The organism is Actinomadura sp. NTSP31 (assembly GCF_041951385.1).
Taxonomy (GTDB): domain Bacteria; phylum Actinomycetota; class Actinomycetes; order Streptosporangiales; family Streptosporangiaceae; genus Spirillospora; species Spirillospora napierensis.
Genome location: NZ_JBGNUT010000018.1, coordinates 178457 through 205338 on the forward strand (window position 1 = coordinate 178457; position 26882 = coordinate 205338).

Genomic DNA, 26882 nt, shown 5'->3' on the forward strand with positions numbered 1-26882 from the left:
CCCGATGGCTCAGGCCCGCTCGGTCAGCGTGTTCCTCCGCGCAAACGTCACCGGGTTCGTGTCCGGGATGCGGTCCGCGCAGGCCTCCGTGGGGCGCCTCAATCAACAGGTCCAGCAGACCGGCCGCAACGTCGGTAACCAGATGGCGTCGGCTGGACGGTCCGTGGGCGGCCTCGGCGGCCAGTTCGGGCGGGCCGGCAGCGCGGTCGGGCGGTTCGGCGGTCAGGTCCGATCGGGCATGGCCTCCGCCGGCCGGTCGGTGACCGAACTCGAACGGATCATGCAAGGGTCCTCGACCCGGCAGGTCCAGGCCCTCAACCGGGTGCGGGAAGCTGACCGGGCACGGCAGGCGGAGGTGACGCGGGCGACGCAGGCGTCGGTGGCGCGGCAGGAGCAGGCCCTCACCCGCACCGCGCAGGCCTACAACACCAGGCAGCGGGAAATCTCCCGGTCGGTGCAGCAGTCCGCCGCGAATCAGCGGCGCGCGATCCAGCGGCTGTCGCAGGACGATGCGGCGGGGAACGCGGCGCGGCGCGCGGAGATCACCCGGACGGGGCAGGCTGAGCGCGCCGCGCTGGCGAGGCAGGCGCAGGCGTCGCAGCGGCAACGCAGTACGGAAGAGACACAGATCCGCCGTGCCGGGCAGGTGGAGCGGGCGGAGCTGGCGCGGACGGGCCGCGCGTCGAGCGTGATGCGCCGCCGGCAGGAGGCGGAGCTCACGCGGAGCGCGCAGCGGCAGCGTGAGGCGTTCAGCAATCTCGGCCGCACCGGGACGGTGGTAGGGGTCGGGCTCGTCGCCGGGTTCGCCCTCGCGACCCGGGAGGTCATGAAGTTCGACGCGCAGATGTCGTCGGTCAAGTCGGTCGCCGGCGCCTCGACGACGCAGCTGAAGCAGCTTAGGCAGGCCGCGCTGGACGCAGGCACCACGACCTCCTACAGCGCGACGCAGGCCGCGGTGGCGGAGGAGGAGCTCGCCAAGGCGGGCGTCAGCGCGGCGGACGTGATCGGCGGCGGGTTGAAGGGCGCCCTGAACCTCGCGGCGGCCGGCACCATGGACGTGGGTGAGGCGGCGGAGATCGCGGCGACCGCGATGACGCAGTTCGGGCTGTCCGGGAAGGACGTCCCGCACATCGCGGACCTGCTGGCCGCCGGCGCGAACAAAGCCCAAGGCTCGGTGCACGACCTGGGGTACGCGCTGAAGATGGGCGGGCTGGTCGGGCACCAGTTCGGCCTGAGCGTGAACGACACGGTCGGAACGTTGACTGCCTTTGCTAGCGCGGGTCTGGTCGGCCGGGATGCCGGCACGTCGTTCAAGACGATGCTGCTGCATCTGGCCAATCCGACGGCGAAGACCCGGGACCTGATGAAGGAACTCGGGATCAATGTGTACGACGCGCAGGGCAAGTTCATCGGGATCACCGCGCTGGCCGAGCAGCTCCGGACGAAGCTCGGCGGGCTGACGCAGGCGCAGCGGAACCAGGCGCTCGCGCAGATCTTCGGGACGGACGCGATCCGCGGCGCGAACGTCCTGTACAAGCAAGGCGCTCAGGGTCTCCAGGGCTGGATCAACAAGGTCAACGACTCCGGGAACGCCGCCCGTACGGCCGGCTCCAAGCTGGACAACCTGGTCGGTGACCTTCACAAGCTCGGCGGGGCGCTGTCGACGGCGCTCATCGGCAGCGGCGAAGGCGCACAAGGCCCGCTGCGCGGACTGATCCATAACCTCACGGGCGTAGTCAACTGGTTCAACAAGATCCCCGGACCTGCGAAGACCGCGACCTACTGGATCGTTGGGTTGACCGGCGCGGCACTGCTAGGCACCCGGGCGCTGCTGTTCCTAGGAACAACCGTGAAGGACGCTAAGGTCGCGCTCGCCGCGCTCGGGGTCACCGGCGCGCGGGTGGGCGGCGCCGTCGGAGTGCTACGGGGAGCGATCTCCTCCGCGGCGTCCGTGCTGTCGGGGCCATGGGGCATCGCGATAGCTGCCGGGGTGACGGCGTTGACGCTGTGGGCCGTCACCAAGAAGAAGGCGGTCGGCGCGACCCAAGAGTTCGTCAACGCCATCAAGGCCGACTCTGGAGCTCTTGGTGAGAACACCCGCGCCGCCGTCGCCAACAAGCTGGAGAAGGAAGGCGCGCTGGAGTCCGCACAGAAGCTCGGGCTCAGCCTCCCGCTGGTCACCGACGCGGTGCTCGGCAACACCGCCGCCTACCAGCTGATCACTGACACCGTCGGGAAGTACAACTTTCAGGCCGGGCAGCAAGGCAAGGTCGACAAGGGCAAGGTCGAGGCTGCGGCCAAGCTGAAGCAGGCTCTGGACAACCAGAACGGTTCGGTGCACGCCTCGGCCGAGGCGGCCAAGCGTGAAGCGGCAGCCGGGCAGCTGAGCACCGGCGCGCAGAAACAGAACGCGGCGGCACAGCAGCAGGTCACTGTCGCCGCGACGCTGCACGCACAGGCTGAGACGAGCCTGAAGCAGACGCTGACCGACGCCGCAAAATCTGCCGAGGACCTGCAGAAGGCCCTGGACGCGCTGTCGAAGGCGAACATGGACGCCGACCAGGCCGCGATCAACCAGCGAAAGTCGGCGATGGAAGCGGCGAAGGCCGCCGACCACCGCGTCGCGGTCTCCGACAAGGAGAAGCAGGCCCTCCTCGACCTGGCGGAAGCGAACCAGAAGCAGCTGGTCGCGATGAAGGACGACGGCGCCTCCGCCGATCAGCTGACCGCCAAGCAGCGCTCGCTCGCGAACCAGTTCGTGAAGATCGCAATCGCGATGGGCAACTCCCGGTCGGCTGCGATCAAGCTGGCGGAGCGGTACGGGCTCATCGGGTCCGCCGCGGACCTGACGACGGTCCCGATGAGCGAGTACATCGCCCGGGTCAACCGTGCCGCGAACGCCGAGAAGAACCATGCGGCCAAGACGGGGTCGGCGAAGTCGGCGCAGAACAAGTACACCGGTGCGATCAAGGGTGCACTGCCGGTGCTGTACGCCCTCGCCGGCTCGAATCAGAAGGCCCGCGCGCAGGTCGACGCGCTCGCACAGTCCGCCGGCGTCGCCACCAGCAGAATGAACACCTCCAAGGCCGCGTTCTTGCGGGTCGCCGACTCGATGGGCATCGCCAGGGGCAAAGCCGAGTCGCTTTGGAAAGAGCTTCAGAAGATCAAGTCGAAGAAGGTCGGGCTCGAGGTCGACGCGCAGGGGAACTGGAAGACCTTCGGGCCCCCGAGCCAGGACCCGAGACGACCCGGCGCCGGCGGCGCCTACGCCTTGGGCGGCCGGGTGTTGTCGACGGCGCCGGGCGCGACCCGCGAGTACGACTCCGTCCCGGCGATGCTGCGGCTCGACGAGCACGTATGGACTCCCGAAGAGGTCGACGCCGCCGGCGGGCACGGCGCGATGTACCGGCTGCGTTCTGCCGCGCTGGCGGGGAAGCTGAAGGGCTATGCCAAGGGCGGCGCCGTCAACATCGCCGGGTCGGTGCCGACCGGCGATGCGGTCAAGTCGGTGTACGCCCCGATCTACGACGGGATGAACGATCTCATCGGGAAGATCGGCGCTGCGATGGCCTCGCAGTGGAAGAAGTACGTGGGGCAGGGCGGTCCCGTGGTCGCGGCGGCCCGCGCGATGATCGGCCTCCCGTACTCGTGGGGCGGCGGCGGCATGGGCGGCCCCTCCTACGGCATCGGCCGCGGCTCCGGGACGTACGGGTTCGACTGCTCGGGGCTGACGGAGTACGCGTGGGGCAAGGGCCGCGGCATCGACATCGGCGGCGTCACCGACACCCAGTGGAGCAACTCCACGCAGATCTCCGGGCAGCGGCCGGGCGCGCTCGCGTTCCCCAGCGGCCCGAGCGTGCACGTCATGCTCGGATCCAACCGGCCCGGGTATGTGATCCAGGCGCCACACACCGGGGCGTTCGTGGAGGAGGTGCCGCGGTCCGCGCCGATGTGGCGGTGGCCGAAGGGCGCCGGGTATGCGACCGGCGGGCCGGTGTCGCGGCTCGGCGACGACTACACCAACGGCCGCATCACCCGCGACGAAGCCGAACTGGCGCGGCGCCTCGGTGTCGCCGGCGACCCGGGCGGCAGTGTTCGGCCGGAGAAGCACTCGGCGCAGATCGCGCCGTCTGGCGGGTCGGTGCGGGTGTGGGCGGAGCCGGAGACCGGCGGCGAAGCGTACATTCCGCTCGCCGCGAGCAAGCGGCAGCGGTCCAAGCAGATCCTCGCGCAGGTCGCCAAGAAGTTCGGGATGACCGTGACGGGGATGGCTGATGGCGGCGTCTCCTACTTCGCTGACGGCACCGACAACACCGACGATCACCTCGACTTGTCCGGCATCCTCGGCGACTGGAACGACCTCAACCAGCCCGCGTCCCTGTCGGATGTGAACGCGGCGAAGAAGTCCCGCTCGACGCAGTCGAGCCAGCTCGCGGCGGCGAAGCGGGCGCTGAAGAAGGCCGAGCAGAGCAGGGCGGACCGGATCCGGTCTGCGACGCGGCAGTTGCAGCGCGCCTACGCCTCGCACGGTAAGGGGCGGGCATCGCGGATCGACGCCGCCAAGGACGCGCTGGCGAAAGCGCGCCGGACCGACGCGATCCGCAACGCCGAAGCCCGCCTGAAGAAGGAACGCAACGACCTCGCCGACGCGACGAAGAAGCTCACCGATGTTGAGAAGCGGTACCAGCTCGGCAGGCAGTCCCCCACCACGAAGCTCGGGTCGGCGCTGGCCGGGTCGATCAAAAGCAAGGGCGCGTTCATCGCGAACCTGACGAAGCTCGCGGACCGCGGGTTCGGGGTGCTGGCGAACGAGCTGCTGAACATGGGTGGGACCGAGGCGGAGAAGATCGCGGCGGACGCGGTGAAGCTGTCCGACGGGAAGCTGAAGAACTTGACGGGGCAGATCAACACCGCCAAGCAGCAGCAGGACACCCTCACCAACCTGCCGAACATCCTCACCGCGCGGGGTGTGTTGCACTCCGGGCAGGTGAAGACCTGGCAGGACCTCATCAAGGCAACCGGTCTCGCTCCCGATGACCTCGCCAAGGCCGTCCGGCTGATGAAAGACGAGCTGCTCAAGAACCAGTACGGGAAAACGATCTGGGCGCAGATGATCGCCGACGGGTACGCCGGCGGCGGGTGGATCACCGGGCGCGCCGGCCCCGACCGGGTACCGATCCGCGCGACGGCTGGGGAGTACATGGTGCGGGCCTCCGCCGCGAACCGGCGCGCCGCGCTCCTCGAGGCGATCAACTCCGGTGCGTCGGACGCCGTGCTGCGCAACCTCATTCCGGCGCCGAGGCAGCCGGTCGCCGTAGGCGTCGGCGGGGCCGGTGATGAGGGGCGGCTCTTCCGCGACGTCAACGTCCACCACGTGCCCGGCTACAGCACGCCGCAAGACGTAGTGCGCGCGATCCGGCATGTGGAGCTGAAGACCCGCTATACCCGCCGCCGCCCGTGAGACGAAGCCGCCGAATCGTCTCATCGCTGCTCTGGGCTGCGGCGGCCGGTCGGCGGGTGCCGCACTCCGTGCCCCCGGAGGAACGGCACTCGCCGGCGTTCGTCGTGCCTGCCGAGGGCGCCCGGAGCACCGTTGGCCGCTGCTCCGCCGATGTGCCATCCGTGAGTAACGGGCCTACGTCTACGCAGGTGATGAGGGTGGGCATCGCAGTGTCAAAGCGGTTCGGGTAGGGCTGCGAATCAGCCCGTTCGTTCGGTGTGCTCGCTCCACACGCCGAGCTTGGACCGCCAGGTGATCCGAACCTGAACCTGTTCCTCTCTCGCGTCCCGCTCGAGCGCGGCGTGCATCTCGCTGGCTCTGTCCTTGGCAGCCTTCGCGCGCTCCCAGTTGGCCAGGATTCCCTTCATCGCGCTGCTTCCGCGCACAATGTCGGGGAACTCCGGCGGCTCGTCGGAAACCTCATCGAACATGCTGTGCGGCAGATCGATCGGCGCGTACTCGCCGGCGGCTCGGCGGGGCAGCAGCACTGTGACCCGATCCCCCTGGTTGAGCTGCGCGGCGTCGGCCGACTCGACCTCGGTAACTGTCCACATCTCGACATGGACCTCGAAAGCTGGGTCCTGGCCGATGTTGATGGCGTCGAATACGCCTTCTTCTGCGCGGACGACCTGCCAGCGCACGTCGGAGCGCTCGCGGGCACGGCGATGCGCGAGCCAGGTGAGCCAGAGGGTAGGAGCGGCGAAGGCCGCTGCCGCGCACGAAGCGGCCAATGTGACCGCATCTGCCGAGTTCATGAGCGGGACCGTATCGGGACCGCCGACGGTCTGCACGCACGCCAAGGCTGGCCTGGGCAGAGCAGCGCAGGGGACCCGCGCGGACGGCTACGGCAGGTGGGGCCGGCGCCAATGATGCCGATGCCCGTCCCCCGGCAGGTCCGGGACGTCGACCTCGCCACCGGACGGCGCCGGTGACGCCGAGGGTTCGACGGTCGGGACCGGCGCCGGCGGAACCGACGTCCCGGGCGATGAGGATCGGCTCGAGCTCCACAGCGCGTACGCGAACACCAGGACCGTCACCAGGACCGCGGCGACCACGATGAGTACGAGGGCCCGTTGCCGCTGTTCGCGAGTCGGCGGGATGACCGGTTGCGGTGGTGGGATGTAGGGCGGCACGGCGGGTAGACGGACCGGCCCGGCCGCCGGTGCACACGGCGACCGGCACCGGCCACAACGAGGGGCGGGGCGGGCCGGTGACCCCGCCAAGAGCCTTCGGCCCGCCTCGCGTCTCGGGCCGCGGCCCCGGGAGTCACCCCGCCAAGAGCGCCTCCCCGGGGCCGCGGCGTCTGGTCCCGCGGCCCCGGGCCGCCGCGCTGGAACCCGGGGCCGCGGTGGACAACGCGACCGGCCTCGGGGGTACCCGGTCGCGCCGCCCAGCTCAGGGAGGCGCGGCGAGGGACGTCCCCAACGCCCACGCGATGGACTCGGCCGCCCGCACCGGGTCCTTGCCGAGCGGCTGGGGTGCGTCCGGCCCGGTGCTCCACCGGTAGGTGTCGAGGTCGTCGTCCCATACGACTTGCCGGGGACCGTTGCCCCGGTATCGGACGCGCAAGAATTGGCCGCCGTCCGCGCCCCGGTCGCAGCGGTTCGACTCCACTCGCGGCGCCCGCAGGCGGAGCACATCGAACACGGCATCGAGCGGCCCATACAGCAGCATCACCGGCCACCCCTCGCCTTCGCCTCAAGCACCCGGTACAGCCCGTCCGGCGTCGCAGCCTGGATAGCGCCGGCCAGGTCCTCGCGGACGAGGTTGCGCGCGGCCCACCACCGGCCGGACGCCCGCGCGATCTTCCAGCCCGGGAACACCTTGCGCAGCGAGGCTAGGTCGCCCTCGTCGTCGCCAGTGAAGTCCGGTGCGCTCATCGCCCCACCTGCGCGCAGGCCAGGCGGCTCCCGATCCGTAGGGTCGCGTCCACGATGTGGGTCGCGGGTTCGATCGGCTCGCCCGCCGAGTCGAAGAACCACAGGCTGCCGCCGTCGTCGGAGCGCGCCGCACAGGTGATGACCTCCGTGCGGCGGCGCTCGCCGTTGTAGGTCATGCATCCGTGCTCGTCCGGGCGGGAGGTCGCGGCGATGACGTCGATTAGGCGCGAACCCTCGCCAGCCACGCGCGGAGGCGCGATCACGAACAGGCGGCCCTTGATGATCCGGACCTCATGGCCCTGCCCGTCCAGGCGGGCCATGAGCTGCTGAAGCTGCGCAGCTGGCGACGTCATGATGGCGAGACCGCCGCGTGCTTGGCGTCGATGATCTGGACCTCGAGCAGCAGCTCGCGCAGCAGCTCGGCGGACGTCGCCTCGAGCGCCCAGATACCGCCCGTCCAGAACGCGCCGCGGGTTCGCTTGGCGTCCCATCCGACGTCCTTCTGAGAGCGCCCGAACCACCACCCGGGGAACTCTTCGCGCAGATGCTCGAGCGCGTTCATCTCCTCGGCACTCGCCCTCGGGTCGGGCGGCGGCTGGGGTACGTTCTCCATAGCCAGGACTACCTTCCTGGTCAGGCCCCGGACTTCCCGGCGTTCGCGCGTCGGGCCGGGGCCGAGTGATAAGGCCGTCTCCCACAGTGGCCACGCACCCGGCCAGATGGCTAGGAACTTGCTTCAGCTTGCTCGCAGCGCCCGGATTGCCCCTGCGATGAGATCCCGCGCCTCCGCGCCGTAGACCGCCGAAGAAGCGAGCGAGTCGAACTCCTGGACGTAAACCGCGATCTCGCGCGGCTGTGTGATCGCCAGCTCGGCCGCCGCGGTGTCGACGAGGACCAGGCGCTCGTCGAAGACCCAGAACCCGGTGTGCGGCGCGCGCCGGTGCCGGGCCCGGGTGGGGATGATGCCGAGGCTGAGCCGGGGCAGGATCGACAACGTCAGCAGGCGGTCTAGCTGCGCGGCCATGACGTCGTCGTCGGCGAGGCCGATCGTCAGCGCCACCTCGCACATCACCATGTGGAACCGGCGGTCACGGTCGCCGCGGCGTAGGACGTCCTGCCGGTCCATGCGGGCCTGGACGGCGGTGTCGACGTCGCCGCCGGTCCCGTGGAACGCAATGTTGTCCCGGAACCGCTGGGCGGCGTATTCGCGGGTCTGCAGCAGGCCGGGGATGACGAACGGCTCGAAGATCCGGAACAGCCTGGTCTCGGCCTCCTGCGTGGCGATGGTCTGCTGCCGCCGGTGCGCGCCGGCGCGCCACTCGCGGCGCCACTCCCGGTATGAGCTGGAGATGTTCCGGACGGTCGCGATCAGATCCGGGACGTGCTCGTCGGCGCCGACCAGGCGGCACCACGCCCGGATGTCTTCCTCGCTGGGTGTCTGCTTGCCGTGCTCGATCTTGGAGACCTTCGCCTCGTGCCAGCCGGCCAGCTCGGCGAGGCGCCGCTGCGCGAGCCGCGCGTCCTGCCGCAGCTCGCGCAACCGCACTCCGAGCGCCTCACGCGCCGCCTGATGAGACGTGGACATGACCGGAGGTTCACAGGCTCCGCAGGAACTCGTCCCGGCTGACGGACGCTTTCCAGGCGATGTCCCGCCATGCCCGGTGCTGCTCGACGGTGGTCGGGTCGTCGAGCAGCTCGGCGCCGAGCAGGTGGTCCTCGTCGTCGAAGCGCAGGACGCCGACGCGCTCGTCATCGAAGAGCCATGCGTCGTGCGGAGGCCGGACAGGGAGGCCGAGCGCGTCGGCCTGGTCCCGGTCGAGGTAGCGGATCTCTTCGCCCGCGGCGAGGTTGCCTTGCGCGGACCACAAGGCGTATCGGGAGTAGTCGCCGAGCGGCACCGTCACCACCCGGACGCGCCGGAACGGCCGCCCCTCGGCCGCCGCGGCCCGGGTCATCGCTCCCCAACCGTGCGCGGCGAGCAGATAGTCCTCGTCCGGGTCGCCGACCAGGAACCGCCGCACCCGCTCGTGCTCGGACGGCACGTCGTAGCGGTCCCTGGTCTCCAGCCGGAACGCCGAGCGGCGGACGGTCTGAAACATCGCGCCGAAGTCGTCGCCGGTCAGCAGGTCGGCCACGGTCACCCCTTCGCGTGGTGGTCGTTGTAGTGCTCGATCAGGTACCGGACGAGAGCGGGTTCGATCTCGACAACCGTCTCGTCGTCGGCGAGGTCGCGGACGTCGCCGATCGCCGCCGGGTCCGTGACGACCTTGCCCTGCACTACGTAAGTGCCGCGGTCGGTCGCGTACATCGCCGGGCACCCGCCCTGGTCGGAGTCCGTACCGAGAAACCGTAGCCGCATGGTCTCGCCCTCCCTAGGAGTTTGCGCGGACTTGCTCACTCCGGCGCAGCTTTCAGCGGGACGGTGGGGGCGTCAACTGCCCTGACCGCCACATACCGTTTCTGGCATCGGATCACCACGGCGCGCCCGTTCTCAGGGACGCGAACGGCCCGCACCCCATCGCCTCGGGGTGCGGGCCGTTCTGCTGGAGGGTTGTGAGGGCGCCGGCCGCTCCGCCACGGGGTAGCGCGGCGACCGGCACCCGGTCAGGGGGCGAACCGCGCACCCTCGCCGAGATCCGGGACGGCCCGCAGGTGCCGCACGGGCTCCGCGTCGGCGGCGGGCCGGTCGGCGAGCAGCAGCTCGGTTTGCAACCGCATGACGGCGACGACGTCTTTCAGGGTGAGGTGGATCTGCTCGAGCTGCTCGGCGATCGTCGACTCGCTCACGCGCCCGCCTCCGTCCCGGCGGGGACCGCCTGCAGGTGGCGGCGGCCGGCCCGCCCGGCCGGTCGCGCGGCGAGCACGTCGGCGAGCATGTCGCCGAGGATCTCGGTCACGCGGTTGAGCCGGGCGGACAGGTCGTCGACCCGCGCCTCGAGCTCGGCGACGGTGGCCTCGCGCGGCGCGGCCGCGGCGGTGTGCGCCTCGGTCGCCTCCCGCGACCTGGTGGCGTCCATAAGATCGGTCATGGGGCAGGACCTCCTCGTCCTGTTCAAGGGCCCGGCCAGCGCTGGTATCGCTGCGTCCGGGCCCGCCTGCTGTCAGCGGGGGGATGGTGGGTCAGGCCGCGAGGAGCGCGGCGCGGTGGTCGAGGATGTTGGCCGCGACCAGGTGATTGCACCGGCCGAGACGCTGACCTGCCTTGCAGGTGCACGACTGCTCGACGGTGTCGACGTAGTAGGTCGAGACGCCGTCGGAGCCGTTCGCGAGGTAAGCGCCTTCGTTCCGGAGCGGGATGATCGCGCCGTCGATGATGAGCTGTTCGGCCTTGTCCAGGACGCTGGCGGCGTCCTTGAACGCCGAGAGGTCGACGGCGGCGGTCGCGGTGGCGAGGGCCTGGCGCTCGGCGTCCTCGCGCTGCTTCTCGCGCCAGCAGCGGTCGCCGTGCTCGCGGGCGACGGAACGGGCGTTGGTGAGCAGGGCCCGGCACTTGCGGCAGTTCGCCGTCTTGGTGGCCGTCTGCTTCGCCATCGTTTCCGCTCCTTAGGTTCGGATGCGTGTTGCGGTATCTGTGAAGCTACACGACTGAACCCGGATAGCGCAACACATGTCCGCTACTATGTTCCGCATGAGTGCAGAGAAGAGCCCGCTCGATCTCCTCGCCGACGCGACCCGGCGCTACCGACGAACCGAGGCCGCACACGAAGAGGCGCGGCAGGCTGTCACGGCCGCCGTGCTGGACGCCTTGCGCGCCGGAGAGCGCCCCACAGACGTCGCCGAACGGTCACCGTTCACCGATGCCTACATCCGCCGATTCGCCCGCGAGAACGGCATCGAGCCGCGCCGCAAGGGGGGAGCGAAGACGCCATGAACCCGCAGAACAGGTCATGGAAGGCAGACGCGATCCGGAAGGCAATGGAAGACGCTCACCCCGACCGCGCCGCGGAGCAGGCCGCCGGGCACTTCGAGCGGGACGCCATCGTCGTTCCCGCCAGCCTCAAGCCAGACGAGTCGACACCGCACTGGCAGGCGCAAGTCCTCCGTGATGCCGCGGAGTTGTACCGCACGGTGGTGCTCGCCGGCGACGACGGAGTCCGCCTCTCAGCGCTACGTGGCGGCGAGCGATGGAACCAGGCCCTCAAGGCGTTGCGCTCCTCAGGCGAGGTCGCCGAGTCGACCGAGCATCTCCCGGACAGCGCTGGTCGTCATCGGGATCAGGTCGTCCTTCGCCCGAAGACGTCCTGAGCGCTCCTCGCCCACACCCAGAACGCCCCGCCACCTCGCAGGCCGAGGGGCGGGGCGTCTCCTTGCCTGGGGTCTCCGCTAGGACCCGGCCAGTGCGCAGTCGGGGGGCGTACATGGGATGTGGGTGATGCGGCCGCCCAGGTGCAGCTGAGCCGCCTTGAGCACCGTCGGGCCGGCGTTCACCGTCCAGTTCTGCCCCAGCAGCAGATCCCCGCCCGTGAGCTTCATCAGGTCCACTTGGTCCTGCACGCCCTCGCCGTTCTCGTGCACGCGCACCACGATGTTCTCGCCCGAGCAGGTGACCTGTGCTCGCGCGCCGACCGGGTTCGCGGTCTCCTTCAGGTCGGCGCACGGGATCGCCCCATCGGACTTGGCGACGATCTCGCGCGGCTCGGTGAAGTAGCCGCCATCGGCGGGCGGCCCCGTCGGCTTCGGAGTGGAGACGGTTGGCGCCGCCGCGCCGCTGGTCGAGCTGCAGCCGGCGAGCAGGGCGCAGGACAGGACGACGGACGTGATCGCGAACTTGGGCATCGGGTCTCCGGACGGCTCGAGGGATGCCCGTAGGACGAAGGATCATGGCCGCCCGGTTACCCCGGACGGGTGGCCGCTTCCGGAAGCCGCACACGCGTGTTGCACCCGGGCGGGGGCTGGGGGCGGGATACACAGGTCAACGGGGGTGCACGCCAGATGTTGCACCCAGGCGTGCACCCCCGTGTTGCGCCCCCGCGTGCACCCGTTGCAGCATGATCAACATGGGTGCGCGCGGAGCCCACGCGCAGCCGTGCGCGCTACGCGGGCACCGGCGCCGGGCGCTGCAACAGCGTGTGCCGCTGCGCCTCGTCGTCGTACCCGAGCACGCCCTCATCGCGGAGCTTGCGCAACAGCCGCTGCACGGCCTGCCGGGACGTGCCGGCCGCCGTCCACACCGGCGCCAGGTCCTTGGTGGCGAAGTCGGTGCGGCCCTCGTCCAGCCACGTCGCGAACTGGCTCAGGATCGCCGTACGGACCTCCGCAGCCGAGAGCCGCTCGGACTGCTGCCCGAACTCGAACTCCTGATCGTCGGGGTCGTCGGTGATCGGGTCGTCGATGCCGGCCGTGACGTCCGGGTCGGGGTCGTCGGTGTCGACGGCCGGGGCCCAGTCGTCGCGGTCGATGTCGTTGGGGTCCTCGTCGCTGCTGCTGTCCTTCACGGTCGGAGGTGATACCCACGTCGACACGATGGCCGCGGTGAACTCGTCGATGGTCTTGGCCGCCGCCGGCCACTGCTCGGCGTGCGCCCTCAGCGCGTCGGTGTCGGGCGTGACGCCGTCGGCCTTCAGCCACGCGAAGGTGCGCAGCGGCATCGCGATACGGGCCCTGTCGATGCTGGGAGCGTCCAGGTAGGCCATGCCGGGCTGGGAGGACCCCCACAGCTCCGGGCGGGCGCCCGCGTCCTCCTGAGCCTCCGACAGCCCGAATCCCGCGTCCTGGGAGCTGGCCACGCCGAAGCACAGGTTCGCCAGCTGCCCGCGCGCGATCGTCGGCATCTGCGTCCAGTCCGAGCGCTGCAAGGACAGGATGATGCTTCCGCCGGCGGACCGGATCGCCTTGAGCAGCTTCAAGAACGTCTCGATGTCCTTGTCGCCGAGCGCGTCGAAGATGTCGGGGGCCTCCTCGAACCAACCGACCTGATAGGTCAGACCGCACCCCGGCTCCCAGTTGGCGAACCCCCGCTTGGACAGCCAGTCCGTGCGCGGCTTGAGCTGGGAGTGCATGTCGTTGATCAGCGACCGCACCCCGCCCTTGGTCGTCTCGAACCGGTGCAGCGCGGGACGCAGCGGCCCGAGCGACTGGTCCCCCTTGGTGATGTCGGCAGCGAACACCGCGGCGTCGTAGCGGGTCACGATCTCCGCCAGATAGTTCCACGCCGCGCCGATCGACTTGCCCGCGCCGGTCTTGCCCATCGCCTGCACGTGGTGCCCGACGATGATGTGCTCGACGTCCTCGCCGTCCTGCCACACCGCCGGCCGCAGCGGCTCGGCGATCGAGGCGCCCGGCCGGGACGGGCCCGGCCACGGGATCGGCTCCCGCATGATCCGCGGGTCCGAGAACGTGACGTGCGCCAGGTCCGCGCGGTCCATGTTCGGCGCGACCGTCATCGTGCCCGGGGGCAGGCCCATCGCGCCCTCGATGTGCTCGGTCTTCTTCTGGATGTCGGCGACGACCTTCTCACCGGCGGGCAGCGCCATCGCCGCCTCGATCTTGCGTTCGCCGGCCTTCACCGTCGCCATCTGCGCACCGTCGAGGTTGGCCTTGTCCTTGTTGGCGTCGAACAGGAACGCCAGCGCATCGTTGATCCCGTGCGCGCCCTGCCTCGAGCGGATCACCGTGCGGATGTTCCACGCCGCGGCCGTGACCAGCCCACCGGCGACCCAGAACCACAAGATGACGGGCTGGGTGAACCCGGCGACCGAGCACGCCGTGACCCACATCGACACCGCCGCAGTGGTAGCGGTCGCCGACCCGCGGCCCAGGAACCCGCGTTCGTGCGCGACCAGCCACGTCACGCCGGTGAGCAGCACCGACCCGAGCGTGAGCCCGATCGCCGACCAGGCCACCGCCGAGCCGCGCCCGAACAGCACGTGCAGCGCGGTCCCGACTCCGGCGATCAGCGGCCACAGCAGCCACGGCGGAGCCAGCGTCAGCAGCTTGGACGCCTGCGCGGCCTTCACCCGCTCCCAAGAGGAGTCTTCGGTGAGCGCGATCTGCTTCGTCGCCATGATCAGTCTTCCTTGAAGTCGAAGATCCGGGTCGGCTTGCGCGGCGGGTTCAGCACGTCCGCGAACTCCTTGCGGAACTGCGCGTGGAACCGGACCATCTCGGCGCCGGCGGCCTTGGTGTGCTCCCCGGCGCGCTGGAGACGCTTCTTCACCCGCCGCGCCCGGAGCCGCACGTCGACCCCGAACAGCAGCGGGTTCCCCTTCTGCGACCCGACCAGCGCCGCGTACACCTCCTCGGAGGCGAGCTCGAACTCGATGGTCAGGTCACGGCAGATCGAGCGGCCCGCCTGCGAGTACTCGGTGATGGACTTGGAACCGGTGAACGGGATGTTCGCCAGTTCGGGGATGCGGTCCTTGCTCACCGGGCCTCCTCCGGGTCGATGACGGGTGCGTCCTTGGCGTCGTAGTAGCCGAGCCGGTACCGGTCGGCGATGCGCCGGCCGAGCCTGCGCAGCCACCCGGGCGGGGTGCCGAACCGCGCGGACAGCAGCACCGCCGGCGCCGCCGCGGCCGGCCGAATCACCGCGGCGAGCACGGCGCCCAGGCCGCGCAGCACGGCGCCCAGACGGCGCCACAGCGACGGGTCACGGCGGATCGGGCGGGGAGTCGTCGAGAGCGTCACCGGTGCCTCCGCCACGTGATCGGGGACCGGAACCGCGGCGTCCGCACCACGGCCCCGAGGTAGAAGCCGGCGCCGATGAACCCGGCCGCCGTCGCGACGGGTACGGGCGCGGCGAACAGCAGGTGCAGGATCAGGCACACCCCGCCGCCGACGATGCCCGCGACCATGAGCAGATCCAGCACGGTCGCGCGCCTGCGCGTCCGCCGGGTACGGGTACCTCGCCGGGTACCCCTGCGCTGAGACATGATGGTGATTCCTCCTTTGAGGGGAGCCCGGCCCCGGGCGGTTGTCTTGGTGGATTGGCGCCCGGGGCCAGGTCAGGGGGTTACTTCTCGGCGAGTACGGCCAGGTACGCCCGTACCTGCTGGGCGCGCGGCTGCCCGCACTTGAGGACTCGGCGGATGCGGCGGACGCCCGGCACGTCGCCGTGCTGCAGGTGCTCGGCGAACTCCTCCCGGGCCCGCGCGAGTACGTCGGCGGGTACCTCGGGTACCCCCTCCGCCGGGTCGTCCTCCGGGTCGTCGGCGGGGTCCCGGCGACTCTCGTCCTCGGGGTCGTCGGCGGGCGCCTGGTCGTCGTCCTCGGCCGTCCGGCCGTCCGGCTCGGGCACGGGGACAGGTACGGTCTCCAGGCCCGGCAGCGGCCACCACATCAGCGCCGCGGCGTCGGATCCTCCACTGCTGGAGGAACCGATTTCGTCGCGCTGAATCGTCGCTACCGCACCGTCCGGGATGTCGTCCACCGGCTCGGCGTCCTCGAGCGCGGCCACGGCGCCGGCGGTGTGCTCGGTGCCGCGGGCGACGAGCCGATGCAGCGTCCGCAGCAGCACCAGCAGGCCGAGCATGGACGCCACCGGCGGCACGGCAGCGGTCGCCCGGTCGCTGAACTCGTGGCCGGCCGCGCCCACGTTGAACACCAGGGACACACCCCACCCGGCGGTCGCGATGCCGAACGGCAGCGCGGCGTCCACCCACGCGAGCCCGTTCTTCTTCAGGCGGTGGCCCTCGAGCGCCAAGCTGAACAAGGCCAGCTCGCCGACCAGGACGAACAGGTCGACGAGCAGCGGGAAGCTCTGCGCCTTCCATTCTGTGAGGTGGTGCTCGAGCGCCCACCGGTACAGGCCCGCGTAGGACTGCGCGAAACCGTCGGTGGTCACGGCGATCACGGCGACCGCGATCAGGACGATGGACGCGCGGTGCGCGAGGAACGTCGGGCGGGTCATCGGCCCATCCCCTCGTTGGGCAGGTCCATGACGGTGCGGCGCAGGTCGCCGAGCGTCTTGGCGGCCAGGGCCTGCGCGAGCCGCTCCTCCATCTCGGCCTGATCCAGGCGGCCGACCGCGAAGTGCCCGTGGAGCGCGGACACCACGACGTCGCGCTCGGCGTCGCCGATCCGGCGGACGTCCATGTCGGAGTCGTACGGGCCGCGGTGCAGGATCAGCGTCACCGCCTGCTCGTCCCGCACCGGATGCAGCACCTCCTGCCGCTTCTGCTCGAGCAGCTCGCGCGCCTCGCGGCGCCGGCGGGCCCGCCAGTCCAGCTCCCGGTAGCCGAGGACGAGGACGCCCACGGAGGTCGCCAGCGGCCACAGCATCGGCACCGGGACGAACGTCGTCGCCGTCCGGTACAGGACGTAGCCCACGGCGCCGACAAGGACGAGGGCGAGGACACCACCGACGGCGTTCCAGAACGCGTCATCGCGGTCGTTCATCGTGCACCCCCGGCAGTCTCGTCCTGCGTGGCGTAGTCGAGCGGCTCGGCGAGGTCCTCGCGGAGCATCCGCACGGCCACCGCGACGTTCGGGTGGTCGACGCTCACGAGGGCGTTCAGGGTCCCGACGACGCGAGCGAGGTTGATCTGCAACTGCAAGTTCCGCTTCGGCCGGTCGCCGCGGTCGGCGGGCTCCGGCACGTTCAGCAGGTCGCGGAGCGCGGCGAGCAGCTCGCGGGTGTCGGTGGTCAGCTCGGTGTTCATCGGCCGGCCTCCCCGTCCTGCTCGGTACGCCCGTCGATGGCGCCGCGTCCAGCGCGGACGACCAGGCCGACGACGACCGCGACCGTCTCCGGCTCCCACCCCGCCAGCCACGCGAGGATCCGCCGGTCGTACGCGCCGAGCCGGACGCCGGCGGCCGCGCACGCCGCGGTGAGCCGGTTGTGGTTGAACCGCCCCATCGTGCCGAGGTCGGTCACGTTCCCGTACGCCTCGCGGACCGTCTCGGCCGCCTGCGCCTCGGTCTCGTAGGGGCCGAGGTCGGCGGGGAGTCCGGCCGGCGCCTGGTCGCCGCGGAGCCGCGCGGCCGCGAGCGTCAGCAGCTCGGCGAGCGCGTCGGCCTCGTCCGCGGCGGCGTCCATCCCGTCGACCATTCCGCCGTGCTCGCTGTAGGGGGCGGTGTGCGGCCAGCGGACCGCGACGTGAGCCGAGACGCCCGGCTCTCCGCCGAGGGTCTCCCGCGCCTCGAGGGACACCGTCAGGGGCTCGCCCTGCACGGTGGAGACGCCGACGTCCGCGCGGTGGCGGATGAACAGTCCCGTGTGTTCGTGCTCGCCGCTGCACCACGGAAGGTTGCAGCCGGTCTTACGATCGTTCATGGGTTCGGGGACCTCTCCCGGATCAAGGGCCTCGGCCGGTGCTTTGATCACCGCGTCCGGGGCCCGCCTGCTTTCGGGGCAGAGACGCTCGAGGGAGCGCCACGGACGGTCACCCGGAGGCCCGCGAGGGCGGCAGGTGCTCTGTTCCGTCCCTGTTCCGTCACATCGCCTGATGACCTTGAATGCGATGTAACACAGTGAACGCAGTTTTCCCAGGTCAGAGGCTATGTACAGAAGATCGCCGCAGGTCGTAGAGTTCTCCGGCAAGAAGGTGCCGTTCATCGAGTACTACGGCTGACCCCCGCGCTTCGGCGCGGGCCCGCCGGCTCCGGCGGACCGAGACCCGGACGCCCGTCCTGCCCACCCCCGGGACGGGCGTCCGCACCTTTCCGCGCCCGCCCGGCCGGCCGGCGCACGTTTCCGCGCGCCGTCAGGTGCGCCGCGGGGTGACGAGGCCGGACTCGTAGGCGAGCACCACCAGCTGGGCGCGGTCCCGGGCGCCGAGCTTGGTCAGCGCCCGGCTGACGTGCGTCTTCGCGGTGGTCGGGCTGATCACCATCTGCGCGGCGATCTCGTCGTTGGACAGCCCGCGGGCCACCAGCGCGGTCACCTCGCGCTCGCGGTTGGTCAGCACGCCGAGCGCCTCGGGCGCGGGCGCGGGGCGGCGGGTGACGTACTCGCCGATCAGCCGGCGGGTGATCGCGGGCGACAGCAGCGCGTCGCCGCGGGCCGCGACCCGGACGCCCTGCAGCAGGTCGGCGGGCTCGGTGTCCTTGACCATGAAGCCGCAGGCGCCGGCGCGCAGCGCGTTGAAGACGTACTCGTCGAGGCCGTAGTTGGTGAGGATGACGACGTGGACGCCGCTCAGCCGCTCGTCGGCGGCGATCAGCCGGGTCGCCTCGATGCCGTCCATCACCGGCATCTGGATGTCGACGAGGGCGACGTCGGGCCGGTGCTCGACGGCGAGCGCGACGGCCTGCTCGCCGTTCGCGGCCTCGGCGACCACCTCGATGTCGTCCTCGATCTCCAGCAGGGCGCGGAAGCCGCCGCGGATCAGCGCCTGGTCGTCCACGAGCAGCACGCGGATCACGCCGGCTCCCCGAGGGGGAGTTCGGCGCGCACGGTGAAGCCGCCCTCGGGGCGGGGCTCGGCCCGCAGCCGGCCGCCGAGCGCCGTGACGCGCTCGCGCATGCCGAGCAGGCCCTTGCCGGGCACCGGCGGGGCCTCGGGGTCGGCCTTTCCGTCGTCCTCGACCTGCACGACCAGCGCGTGGTCGCCGTAGTCGAGGCACACCGCCGCGGCCGCGCCGCCGGCGTGCCTGGAGACGTTGGTGAGCGCCTCCTGGACGATCCGGTACGCGGCCCGGTCGACCTCGACCGGCAGCTCGCGCCGCTCCCCGGAGATCGTCACCGTGGCCTGCAGGCCGGTCGAGCGGGCCCGCCCGACCAGGTCGTCGAGCCGGTCGAGGCCGCTCGCCTGGGCGTCGCCGTCGGCGGGGTCGGAGTCGCGCAGCACCTCCAGCGTGGCGCGCAACTCGCGCATGGCGTCGCCGCTGGCCTCCTGGATCGCCACCAGCGCGGGCGGCACGTCCTCGCCGCGCCGGCGTGCCAGGTGGACGGCCACCCCGGCCTGGACCTTGATGACCGAGATGCTGTGCGTGAGCGAGTCGTGCAGTTCCCGGGCGATGCGCAGCCGCTCCTCGCCCGCGCGGCGCAGGGCCGCCTCGTCGCGGGTGCGCTCGGCCTCGGCGGCCCGCTGCTCGGCCTCCTCCAGGTACGCCTGCCGGTGCCGGGTGACGGTCGCCGCCACGCCGGCCGCGACGAACCAGCCGACCAGCAGGGAGATGCTCTGGAAGTTCTGCCCCGCGCCGTCGGCGCCGGGCAGGTTCACCGCCAGGCCCGCCCCGAGGAAGACCGCGGTCACCAGCGCCGCGGGCACCTGACGGCCGGCCCGGACGGCGGCGAAGACCGCCACCATCACCGGATAGGCGACCGCCGGGCCCGGCTGGGTGCGCGCCGCGACGACGAGCATGAAGGCCGCGCAGACGAGCAGCGTCGCCAGGGGCGCCCGCCGCCAGCCGACGAGCGCGGCCGAGCCGGCGAGGACGGCCGCGAGGTCCAGCGCGTCCGCGCTCGGGGAGGAGAGCATGACGACCGACAGCAGGACGGCCATCGCCACGGCGAGCAGGCCGTCCTGGGCGAGCGGCCGCCGCGGGACGAGGAACATCATTTGTGCAGATTACGGGCTTTCCCAGCGGACGTCCTCGGCGCTGCGGCGGATCAATTCACTACTCCCGGGGAAGTAGCCGCGCCGATCCTGCGCCCCCGGTGCCACGCGCAGGAGACTTCCCCGGCACGATGACCGCCGGCCGCCCCGGAGAACACGATGTGCGGCATGCACACGATCCAAGAGAAACCGGTCATCGGGCCGGCGGCGCGGCCGGGGCTCACGCTCGCGGTGGTGGCCGTCGTGCAGTTCATGGTGTCGCTGGACCTGTCGGTCGTGAACGTCGGGCTCCCGCGGATCGCGAAGGGCCTCGGGTTCGGCGCGGTGGGCGTGACGTGGGTGATCCACGCCTACGCCCTCACCTTCGGCGGACTGCTGCTGCTGGGCGGCAAGGCCGCCGACCGGTACGGCCGCAAGGGCGTCCTGGTGGCGGGCCTCGGCCTGTTCGGCCTGGCCTCCCTCGCCGGCGGCCTCGCCCAGGAACCGGGGCACCTCGTCGCCGCGCGGGCCGCGCAGGGCGTCGGGGCCGCCGCCCTGGCCCCGGCCGCGCTGGCACTGCTGTCCGCGACGTTCCCGGCGGGCCGGGCGCGCGTCCGGGCGTTCGGCATCTGGAGCGCGGTGAACGCGATCGGCGGCGCCCTCGGCGTCCTGATCGGCGGCCTGCTCACCCAGTACGCCGGGTGGCGCTGGGTGATGTTCGTGAACGTGCCGATGGCCGCGGGCGCGCTGGTCCTGGCCTGGCGCGGCGTCGCCGCCGACCCGCCCCGGGCCCGCGCCGGCCGGCCGGACGTGCTCGGCGCCGTCCTGGCCACGGCGGGCATGACCCTGCTGGTGTTCGGCGTCGTCCGCACCGACCGGTACGCGTGGACCTCGCCGGTCACCCTGACGACCCTGGCGGCGGCCGCCCTGCTGCTGGTCGCGTTCGTCCTCGTCGAGCGGACCACCTCCCGCGAGCCGCTGCTGCGGCTCGGCCTGTTCGCCAACCGCTCGGTCGCCGGCGCGAACGCCTACAACCTGCTGGTCGGCGCGGCCATGGCCTCGTCCTTCTACTTCATGTCCCTCTACCTGCAGCGCGTCCTCGGGCACGGGCCCGCGCGGACGGGCATCGAGTTCGTGCCGTTCGCGCTCGGGGTGGTCGTCGGATCCGTGCTCGCCATCAGGCTCGGCTACCGGCTGTCGCCCCGCACGCTCCTGGTCTCCGGCGCGCTCGTGACCGCTGCCGGGTTCGCCCTGTTCGGGATGATTCGTCCGGACGGCGGCTACGCCGTCGACGTCCTCGGGCCCTCGATCGTCGCCAGCATCGGCTTCGGGCTGTGCCTCGGACCGGTCGTCTCCGTCGCCACCGCGGGCGTCGCGGCCGGCGAGAGCGGCACCGCCTCGGGGCTGCTCGCCAGCTCGCGCCAGATCGGCGGCTCGCTCGGGCTGGCCGCGCTCGGCACCGCGGCCCACGATCGCACCGGCCATACCGTCACCTTCCGGACCCTCAACGACGGGTACGCGCTCGGCCTGACCCTCGGCGCCGTGCTCCTGCTCGCCGCCGCCGTCATCGCCCTGACCGTCCTGCGCCGCAGCGGCCCGCCGCAGGCGGCCGAGCAGGCCGGCGACCTCCGCTCGGTCCCCGCCCGGAGCTGACCCCACACCGGCGGACCACCACACCGGCGGACCACCGCGCCGGCGGACCACCGCAGGAAAGGACGTCCCGCAATGACCCTCACCCCGATCGACCTCTTCACCTCCCCGCTCCGTCTCCGCCCCGGCGGCCGGATCGGCACGGAGAAGCGGACGGACGCCTCCGAACTGGACGGCTGGCAGGTGCGGACCTTCCACGCCAAGACCGGCGCCGACGTCCATGCCGACCACTGGGAGGTCCACCCCGACGCCGAGGAGGTCGTCTCCTGCCTCATCGGGATGATCCGCCTCTACCTGCGCCCGGAGGGTCCCGGACAGCCGGAGGAGGAGATCAGGCTGATGGCCGGGACCGCCGCGATCGTCCCGCGCGGGCGATGGCACCGCATCGAGCTGGACACCCCGAGCAACATCATGGTCGTGACCCTGCCGTGCGGCAGCCGGCTGGAGAAGCGGTGACCGCCGGCCTCGCCGAACGGTCCGCGCATCGGCCGGAGGCCGACACCGTGGCGGGACGGCCCCTCGCCGGGCTGCTGCGGCCCTACGGGTGGGCGTTCGCCGCCGTCGTCGTCCTCCAGGTCATCGGCGCCATCGCGGGGCTGGCGCCGTTGCTGGCAGTCGTCGAACTCGGGCGCGCCGTGCTGAAGCCGGGCCCGATCGACCACGGCCATGTCCGGAACGTCGTGATCGCGGGCGCGGCCGGCCTGCTCGCCCGGCTGGTGTTCACGGCCGCGTCGTCCGGGCTCGGGCACCTCCTCGACGGGGAGGTGCAGCTGGCGTTCCGGCGGCGGCTCGCCGCACGGCTGGGACGGGTGCCGATCGGCTGGTTCTCCCGGCGCCGCACCGGCGAGCTGGCGAAGATCGTGGGGGACGACGTCAGCGCCGTGCACCCGTTCATCGCCCACACCCCCGGCATGCTGGTCTCGGCCTTCGTCGTGCCGCTGGTGTCGCTGGTCTACCTGTTCACCGTCGACTGGCGGCTCACGCTGATCACGCTGATCCCGGTGGCGCTCGCCGTCGCGGCGGTCCCGCTGATGATGCGGCCGGTCCGGCAGCGCGAGCAGAAGGAGTTCGACGCGGCCATGGGACGGATCGCCGATTCCGCGGTCGAGTTCGTCCAGGGCATCTCGGTGGTCAAGGCGTTCGGCGGCGGACGGCGCGCGCACGGCGAGTTCCGCGCGGCCGTGGACGGATTCGTCGACACGTTCACCCGGTGGGCGCGCGGTCTCGCCCCGGTCGCCGCGGCGATGCAGCTGGCGCTGTCGCCGCCGTTCGTGATGCTGGTCGTGCTGATCGGCGGCACGGCCCTGGTCACGTCCGGTGGGATGGCCCCGGCGGACCTGCTGCCCTTCCTGCTGCTCGGGCTGGGGCTGACCGCCCCGGTGGCGGCCCTCGGCCACGGCTTCGACGACGTGCAGGCCGCCCGGAGCGCGCTCGGCCGGATCCGCGACGTGCTCGCCGTGCCGTCGCTGCCCGAGCCCGCGCACCCGGTCGCGCCGCGCGGGCACCGGGTGGAGCTGCGCGGCGTCCGGTTCGGCTACGAGCCCGGTCGCGAGGTGCTGCGCGGGATCGACCTGGTGCTCGAGCCGGGGACGGTCACCGCGGTCGTCGGGCCGTCGGGGAGCGGGAAGTCCACGCTGGTGCAGCTGCTGCCGCGGTTCTTCGACCCGGTCGGCGGCTCGGTCGCCCTCGGCGGCGTCGACCTGCGCGAGCTCGGCGGCCGGGAGCTGTACCGGATGGTCTCCTTCGTCTTCCAGGACGTCCGGCTGCTGCGCGCGTCCGTCGCGGACAACATCGCGCTGGCCGTGCCGCATGCCGGCCTGGACGACGTGGTCGGCGCCGCGCGGCGCGCGAACGTCCACGAGCGGATCCTGGAGCTGCCGCGCGGCTACGACACGGTGATCGGCGACGAGGTGGAGCTGTCGGGCGGCGAGGCCCAGCGGATCTCGATCGCCCGCGCGCTGCTCGCCGACGCGCCCGTCCTGGTCCTGGACGAGGCGACCGCCTTCGCCGACCCGCACACCGAGCAGGCGGTCCGCCGGACCCTCGCGACGCTGAGGGGCGACCGGACGGTCCTCGTCATCGCGCACCGCCTGGAGACGATCGCCGAGGCCGACACCGTCGTGGTGCTGGAGGACGGGGTGATCGCCGAGCGCGGGAGTCCCGCCGAGCTGCTGGCCCGGGACGGCAGGTTCGCCGCGCTCTGGCGGGCCCACCGGTCGGCGGTCCCGGACGACATCGAACGCGACGGCGGCCCACTGCGAGGAGACGAGCCCCGATGATCCGAGTGCTGCTGCGCGTGCTGGGGCACGAGTACGCCCGGCCGGTGCGCCGCACCGTGGCCCTGATGACGGCGACCGCGGTGGTCGAGGGCCTGTCCTACGCACTGCTGGTCCCGGTGCTCCGAGAGCTGTTCGGCGGCACTCCCGAGGACGCGCGGCCCTGGCTGATCGCCTTCGGGACGGTGGTCGCGGCCTACGCGGTGCTGCGCTACGTCAGCGACATGTCCGGTTTCCGTGCCGGGACCACGCTGCTGCGCGGCATGTACCACCGGCTCGGCGACCATCTGGCCCGGCTGCCCCTCGGCTGGTACGGCGGGGGCCGCGTCGGCGAGGTGTCCGTCCTGGCCAGCCGGGGCGTGCTGCAGGCCATGAGCGTGATCGTGCATCTGCTGGCGCCGCTCGTCTCCGCCTGCGTGACCCCGCTGACGATCGTCGGCGTGATGCTCGCCTTCGACTGGCGCATGGGACTCGCCGCGGCGGTCGCCGTGCCGGTCGTCGCGCTGATCCAGACCTGGACGGGACGGTCGATGGCCGCCGCCGACGCGGACCGCGTCGAGCGCGACCACGAGGCCGCCGGGCGGGTCATCGAATACCTCCAGGCCCAGCCGGTGCTGCGCGCGGGCGGCCGGACCACCGAACGCTTCGAGGCGCTCGACGGCTCGCTGCGCGGACTGCGGCGCGCGTCCCGCCGCTCCACGCTCTCGGCGCTGCCCGGCATCCTCGGCCTGTCGCTCACGGTGCAGGCGGTGTTCACCGTGCTGCTGGCCCTGGGCGCCGATCTCGTGCTCGGCGGGAAGGCCGGCGCGGCGGAGATCCTGACGATCCTGGTGCTGGCCGCCCGCTGCGCGGACCCGCTGCTGTCGCTGTCGGAGCTCGGCGGGCGGCTGCGCGGCGCGCGGACCGAGCTGGCCGGGCTCGACGCGGTGCTGCGCGCCGAGCCGCTGCCGGAACCGTCCGAGCCCGCCGAGCCGGAGCACCACGGCCTGGAGTTCGCGTCCGTCACCTTCCGGCACGGCGACCGCACGGTGATCGACGGCCTGTCGCTGACCGTGCCCGAGGGGCGGCGGCTCGCGGTCGTCGGGCCGTCGGGCGCGGGCAAGAGCACCCTGCTGCAACTGCTCGCGCGGTTCTACGACGTGGACGCGGGCGCGGTGCGCGTCGGGGGCGTGGACGTGCGGGCGATCGACACCGAGACGCTGATGTCGCGGATCGCCATCGTCTTCCAGGACGTCCACCTCTTCGACGGCACGATCGAGGAGAACGTGCGCCTCGGCCGTCCCGGCGCCGGCGCGGCCGAGGTGCGGGCGGCGGCCGCGGCGGCCCGGCTGGACGAGGTGGTCGAGCGGCTGCCCGGCGGATGGGACGCGAAGGTCGGCGAGCGCGGCGCGCTGCTGTCGGGCGGGGAGCGGCAGCGCGTCTCGATCGCGCGGGCGCTGCTGAAGGACGCGCCCATCGTGCTGCTGGACGAGGTGACCTCCGCGCTCGACCCGGTGAACGAGGCGGCCGTCCACGAGGGCATCGAGCGGCTGATGGCGGGCCGCACCGTGGTGATGGTCGCGCACCGGCTGCGGACGGTCCGGCGCGCCGACCGGATCGCCTTCCTGGACGGCGGCCGGGTCGTGGAGGAGGGCGGACACGACGAGCTGCTGCGCCGCGGTGGCCGCTACGCCGGCTTCTGGGACCTGTCCCTGGCGACGGCCACGGCGCCGGCGGAGTGAGCGGGGAGGTCAGTCCCAGCGGCGGGAGCGCAGCCGCTTGACGTCGGAGCGGCGCTTCTTGTTCTCCAGCCGGCGCTCGTTGATGCCGCGCGGGATCTTCTTGGGGACGCGCTTCTTCGGCGGCGGGGCGGTGGCCTCGGCCAGCAGCGCGCCGAGCCGGGCCCGGGCGGCGTCGCGGTTGCGCGTCTGGGAGCGGTACTCCTCGGCGCGGATCGTCAGGACGCCGCGGACGAGCCGTCCGGCGAGCCGGTCGAGCGCGCGGGCCTTGAGCGGCTCGGGCAGCGACGGGGACGCGGCGACGTCGAAGGACAGCTCGGCGGCGGTCGCGCTGGTGTTGACGTGCTGCCCGCCGGGTCCCGAGGAGCGGGAGAAGCGCCAGTTCAGCTCGGACTCCGGGATGGAGACCGAGCCGCGGACGCGGATGTCGTCGGGCATGCCCCGATTATCCCCGGCGTCGGGCGATCATGTCGTGCCGTTTTCCGGGCCCCGGGGATGCATGTCATGCAAGTACTTACTTACACTGATCGCCATGACCCAAGGACTGTTCCAGGACGGCGACCTGATCCGCCACATCACCCGGGAGGGCGCCCTGATCGCGGCGGGCGGGGCCGCGTCGCTGCTGCAGACCGCGCACCCCAAGGTCGCGCAGGGCGTGTACGACCACAGCTACACCGCCGAGGATCCGCTGCGGCGGCTGCGCAACACCATGGGCTGGCTCTACGCGGTTCAGTTCGGGACCCGGGAGGAGGCGGAGACCTTCAGCGCCCTGGTCACCCGGGGACACGCCCAGGTCACCGGCCCGGACTACGAGGCGAACGACCCCGAATTGCAGGTGTGGGTGGCGGCCACGCTCTTCGCCGTCGCCGCGCAGTTCTACCAGGCGCTGTTCCGCCGCACGTTCACCGAGGACGAGCTGGAGGAGTTCTACGGCCAGACGAAGGTCTACGCGACGATCCTGGGCTGCCCGGCGGACCGGCTGCCCGCGACCTACCGGGACTTCCGCGAGTACTACGCCGGCATGCTCCACACCCTGAAGATCAGCGACGCGTCCCGGGCGATCGCCGACCAGGTGCTGAACCCGAGGCTGCCGGGCGGCCCGCTGAACGCGCCGGGGCTGGCGGCGATCCGGCTGATCACCGCGGGCCTGATGCCGGCGCCGATCCGCGAGCAGTACGGCTGGAAGTGGAACCGGGCCCGGCGCCTGCGGTTCCGGCTGCTGATGGGCGCGCTGTCGCTGGTGTACCCGCGGCTGCCGGCGCGGGTCCGGACGCTGCCGCGCGAGTACTACCTGCACAGCACGCGGAAGATGCTGGCGAAGGCGACCGCCGGGCGCTGGCCGGCGATCCGCGTCCCGTCCAGCTGACCCTTCTCGCCGTTCGCCGTTCGTCACTCGGCGCGGTGGCCGGTGCATGGGGAACGGCCGCGCGACCCGCGAGC

At 72.1% G+C, this 26882-nt stretch carries 31 protein-coding genes; 8 read left to right on the forward strand and 23 right to left on the reverse strand.

Annotation, left to right across the window (positions count from 1 at the left end; all coding sequences use genetic code 11):
- The first annotated feature begins 4 nt into the window (after positions 1 to 4).
- The gene (locus tag ACA514_RS28740) at positions 5 to 5461 is read left to right on the forward strand and encodes a phage tail tape measure protein (RefSeq protein ID WP_375044366.1); all 5457 of its coding nucleotides are present in this window, start codon (positions 5 to 7) and stop codon (positions 5459 to 5461) included.
- A 239-nt stretch (positions 5462 to 5700) separates the two neighbouring features.
- Here ACA514_RS28740 and ACA514_RS28745 read toward each other — a convergent pair whose 3' ends face one another.
- The 11 genes from ACA514_RS28745 to ACA514_RS28795 form a co-directional block, all read right to left on the reverse strand.
- Positions 5701 to 6255 (reverse strand): hypothetical protein, encoded by a 555-nt coding sequence (locus ACA514_RS28745; RefSeq protein WP_375044367.1) that lies wholly within the window; start codon positions 6253 to 6255, stop codon positions 5701 to 5703.
- 640 nt (positions 6256 to 6895) lie between these two features.
- Complete coding sequence (locus ACA514_RS28750; protein ID WP_375044368.1) at positions 6896 to 7174, reverse strand: hypothetical protein; 279 nt, start codon at positions 7172 to 7174, stop codon at positions 6896 to 6898.
- Positions 7174 to 7380, reverse strand: coding sequence for a hypothetical protein (locus ACA514_RS28755; protein ID WP_375044369.1), 207 nt, complete (start codon positions 7378 to 7380; stop codon positions 7174 to 7176). The genes ACA514_RS28750 and ACA514_RS28755 overlap by 1 nt, the downstream gene beginning before the upstream one ends.
- On the reverse strand, positions 7377 to 7733 hold the full coding sequence (locus tag ACA514_RS28760) for a hypothetical protein (protein WP_375044370.1): 357 nt from the start codon (positions 7731 to 7733) through the stop codon (positions 7377 to 7379). The genes ACA514_RS28755 and ACA514_RS28760 overlap by 4 nt, the downstream gene beginning before the upstream one ends.
- Complete coding sequence (locus ACA514_RS28765) at positions 7730 to 7993, reverse strand: hypothetical protein (RefSeq protein WP_375044371.1); 264 nt, start codon at positions 7991 to 7993, stop codon at positions 7730 to 7732. The genes ACA514_RS28760 and ACA514_RS28765 overlap by 4 nt, the downstream gene beginning before the upstream one ends.
- Positions 7994 to 8116: 123 nt before the next feature.
- Positions 8117 to 8965 (reverse strand): helix-turn-helix domain-containing protein, encoded by an 849-nt coding sequence (locus ACA514_RS28770; protein ID WP_375044372.1) that lies wholly within the window; start codon positions 8963 to 8965, stop codon positions 8117 to 8119.
- A gap of 10 nt (positions 8966 to 8975) precedes the next feature.
- Positions 8976 to 9515 carry a DUF6879 family protein gene (locus ACA514_RS28775; RefSeq protein ID WP_375044373.1) on the reverse strand — a complete coding sequence of 180 codons (540 nt, stop codon included), beginning with the start codon at positions 9513 to 9515 and terminating at the stop codon, positions 8976 to 8978.
- A 2-nt stretch (positions 9516 to 9517) separates the two neighbouring features.
- The gene (locus ACA514_RS28780) at positions 9518 to 9739 is read right to left on the reverse strand and encodes a hypothetical protein (RefSeq protein WP_375044374.1); all 222 of its coding nucleotides are present in this window, start codon (positions 9737 to 9739) and stop codon (positions 9518 to 9520) included.
- A gap of 245 nt (positions 9740 to 9984) precedes the next feature.
- Positions 9985 to 10167, reverse strand: a complete 183-nt coding sequence (locus tag ACA514_RS28785; RefSeq protein ID WP_375044375.1) for a hypothetical protein — start codon at positions 10165 to 10167, stop codon at positions 9985 to 9987.
- A complete protein-coding gene (locus ACA514_RS28790) occupies positions 10164 to 10409 on the reverse strand; it encodes a hypothetical protein (RefSeq protein ID WP_375044376.1) in 246 nt (81 codons plus the stop codon). The genes ACA514_RS28785 and ACA514_RS28790 overlap by 4 nt, the downstream gene beginning before the upstream one ends.
- 91 nt (positions 10410 to 10500) lie before the next feature.
- Entirely contained in the window at positions 10501 to 10911 is a 411-nt protein-coding gene (locus tag ACA514_RS28795; RefSeq protein ID WP_375044377.1) for a hypothetical protein, read from the reverse strand.
- A gap of 97 nt (positions 10912 to 11008) precedes the next feature.
- On the opposite strand from ACA514_RS28795, the gene ACA514_RS28800 reads away from it, so the two are divergent.
- Together ACA514_RS28800 and ACA514_RS28805 are read left to right on the forward strand one after the other, a co-directional pair.
- A complete protein-coding gene (locus ACA514_RS28800; RefSeq protein ID WP_375044378.1) occupies positions 11009 to 11251 on the forward strand; it encodes a hypothetical protein in 243 nt (80 codons plus the stop codon).
- Positions 11248 to 11625 (forward strand): hypothetical protein, encoded by a 378-nt coding sequence (locus tag ACA514_RS28805; protein WP_375044379.1) that lies wholly within the window; start codon positions 11248 to 11250, stop codon positions 11623 to 11625. The genes ACA514_RS28800 and ACA514_RS28805 overlap by 4 nt, the downstream gene beginning before the upstream one ends.
- Before the next feature lie 78 nt (positions 11626 to 11703).
- Here the strand turns inward: ACA514_RS28805 and ACA514_RS28810 are convergent, their stop codons facing one another.
- The 11 genes from ACA514_RS28810 to ACA514_RS28860 all read right to left on the reverse strand — a co-directional run bounded on the left by ACA514_RS28810 (position 11704) and on the right by ACA514_RS28860 (position 19822).
- Complete coding sequence (locus tag ACA514_RS28810) at positions 11704 to 12156, reverse strand: hypothetical protein (RefSeq protein ID WP_375044380.1); 453 nt, start codon at positions 12154 to 12156, stop codon at positions 11704 to 11706.
- A 257-nt stretch (positions 12157 to 12413) separates the two neighbouring features.
- Positions 12414 to 14384, reverse strand: coding sequence for a hypothetical protein (locus tag ACA514_RS28815; RefSeq protein ID WP_375044381.1), 1971 nt, complete (start codon positions 14382 to 14384; stop codon positions 12414 to 12416).
- 2 nt (positions 14385 to 14386) lie between these two features.
- Positions 14387 to 14746: a hypothetical protein gene (locus tag ACA514_RS28820; protein ID WP_375044382.1), complete on the reverse strand. Its 360-nt coding sequence runs from the start codon at positions 14744 to 14746 to the stop codon at positions 14387 to 14389.
- Entirely contained in the window at positions 14743 to 15006 is a 264-nt protein-coding gene (locus ACA514_RS28825; RefSeq protein ID WP_375044383.1) for a hypothetical protein, read from the reverse strand. The genes ACA514_RS28820 and ACA514_RS28825 overlap by 4 nt, the downstream gene beginning before the upstream one ends.
- Positions 15003 to 15188, reverse strand: coding sequence for a hypothetical protein (locus ACA514_RS28830; protein ID WP_375044384.1), 186 nt, complete (start codon positions 15186 to 15188; stop codon positions 15003 to 15005). Before ACA514_RS28830 ends, ACA514_RS28825 begins: the two co-directional genes overlap by 4 nt.
- A 143-nt stretch (positions 15189 to 15331) precedes the next feature.
- On the reverse strand, positions 15332 to 16228 hold the full coding sequence (locus tag ACA514_RS28835) for a DUF2637 domain-containing protein (protein WP_375044385.1): 897 nt from the start codon (positions 16226 to 16228) through the stop codon (positions 15332 to 15334).
- Positions 16225 to 16716: a DUF1707 domain-containing protein gene (locus tag ACA514_RS28840; protein WP_375044386.1), complete on the reverse strand. Its 492-nt coding sequence runs from the start codon at positions 16714 to 16716 to the stop codon at positions 16225 to 16227. Before ACA514_RS28840 ends, ACA514_RS28835 begins: the two co-directional genes overlap by 4 nt.
- Positions 16713 to 16979: a hypothetical protein gene (locus ACA514_RS28845; protein ID WP_375044387.1), complete on the reverse strand. Its 267-nt coding sequence runs from the start codon at positions 16977 to 16979 to the stop codon at positions 16713 to 16715. Before ACA514_RS28845 ends, ACA514_RS28840 begins: the two co-directional genes overlap by 4 nt.
- Complete coding sequence (locus ACA514_RS28850) at positions 16976 to 17593, reverse strand: hypothetical protein (RefSeq protein WP_375044388.1); 618 nt, start codon at positions 17591 to 17593, stop codon at positions 16976 to 16978. The genes ACA514_RS28845 and ACA514_RS28850 overlap by 4 nt, the downstream gene beginning before the upstream one ends.
- Before the next feature lie 430 nt (positions 17594 to 18023).
- Entirely contained in the window at positions 18024 to 18683 is a 660-nt protein-coding gene (locus ACA514_RS28855) for a response regulator (RefSeq protein WP_375044389.1), read from the reverse strand.
- A complete protein-coding gene (locus tag ACA514_RS28860; RefSeq protein WP_375044390.1) occupies positions 18680 to 19822 on the reverse strand; it encodes a sensor histidine kinase in 1143 nt (380 codons plus the stop codon). Before ACA514_RS28860 ends, ACA514_RS28855 begins: the two co-directional genes overlap by 4 nt.
- A 165-nt stretch (positions 19823 to 19987) precedes the next feature.
- Between ACA514_RS28860 and ACA514_RS28865 the strand changes: the two genes are divergently transcribed.
- From ACA514_RS28865 to ACA514_RS28880, 4 genes are all read left to right on the forward strand, one after another.
- Positions 19988 to 21451: an MFS transporter gene (locus ACA514_RS28865; protein ID WP_375044391.1), complete on the forward strand. Its 1464-nt coding sequence runs from the start codon at positions 19988 to 19990 to the stop codon at positions 21449 to 21451.
- 72 nt (positions 21452 to 21523) lie between these two features.
- Entirely contained in the window at positions 21524 to 21904 is a 381-nt protein-coding gene (locus ACA514_RS28870) for a cupin (RefSeq protein WP_375044392.1), read from the forward strand.
- Positions 21901 to 23727 carry an ABC transporter ATP-binding protein gene (locus ACA514_RS28875; RefSeq protein ID WP_375044393.1) on the forward strand — a complete coding sequence of 609 codons (1827 nt, stop codon included), beginning with the start codon at positions 21901 to 21903 and terminating at the stop codon, positions 23725 to 23727. The genes ACA514_RS28870 and ACA514_RS28875 overlap by 4 nt, the downstream gene beginning before the upstream one ends.
- Positions 23724 to 25445: an ABC transporter ATP-binding protein gene (locus ACA514_RS28880; RefSeq protein ID WP_375044394.1), complete on the forward strand. Its 1722-nt coding sequence runs from the start codon at positions 23724 to 23726 to the stop codon at positions 25443 to 25445. Before ACA514_RS28875 ends, ACA514_RS28880 begins: the two co-directional genes overlap by 4 nt.
- Before the next feature lie 9 nt (positions 25446 to 25454).
- On the opposite strand, the gene arfB is transcribed toward ACA514_RS28880, so the two are convergent.
- The gene (gene arfB / locus ACA514_RS28885; protein ID WP_375044395.1) at positions 25455 to 25880 is read right to left on the reverse strand and encodes an alternative ribosome rescue aminoacyl-tRNA hydrolase ArfB; all 426 of its coding nucleotides are present in this window, start codon (positions 25878 to 25880) and stop codon (positions 25455 to 25457) included.
- Between the two features lie 94 nt (positions 25881 to 25974).
- Here arfB and ACA514_RS28890 point away from each other — a divergent pair, with 94 nt between their 5' ends.
- The gene (locus tag ACA514_RS28890) at positions 25975 to 26808 is read left to right on the forward strand and encodes an oxygenase MpaB family protein (protein WP_375044396.1); all 834 of its coding nucleotides are present in this window, start codon (positions 25975 to 25977) and stop codon (positions 26806 to 26808) included.
- The last annotated feature ends 74 nt before the right edge of the window (positions 26809 to 26882 follow it).